At 74.2% G+C, this 555-nt stretch carries 1 protein-coding gene; it reads left to right on the top strand.

Annotation, left to right across the window (positions count from 1 at the left end; translation table 11 throughout):
- Positions 1-555 (top strand): TolC family protein (locus tag AC27IO_RS25280; RefSeq protein ID WP_498741352.1); only part of this gene is annotated, 555 nt, incomplete at both ends.

Raw genomic sequence — 555 nt, 5'->3', positions numbered from 1 at the left:
ACCGCGACCTGCGCGTGGCCGTGCTGGCCATCGAGCGGGCGCGGGCGCAGTACGGCGTCTCGCGCGCCGACCTGTTCCCCGGCGTGAACGCCACCGGCGCGGGCAGCCGCAGCCGCACGGCCGACGACCTGACCACCGCGGGCCGCTCCAACGTGGGCGGGCAATACAGCGCGCAACTCGGTTTTGCCAGCTACGAGATCGACTTCTTCGGCCGCGTGCGCAACCTGAACGACGCCGCGCTGCAGGAGTTCTTCCGCGCCGCCGAGAACCGCCGCAGCGTGCAGCTGAGCCTGGTGGCCGAGGCGGTGAACGCCTGGCTCACCCTCGATGCGGACGGCCGCCGCCTGCAACTGGCGCGCGACACGCTGCGCACGCGCCAGCAGTCGCTGGACCTCACGCAGCGCAGCCATGCGCTGGGCGCCACCTCGGGCCTGACCCTGGCGCAAACGCAGACCACGGTGGACACCGCGCGCGCCGACGTCGCCACCTACACCGCCCAGGTCGCGCGCGACCGCAACGCGCTCGCGCTGCTGGTGGGCGCCGCCGTGCCCGACG

This window comes from Acidovorax sp. KNOB132 (genome assembly GCF_057541515.1).
This window is presented reverse-complemented; position numbering and strand designations above follow the sequence as displayed.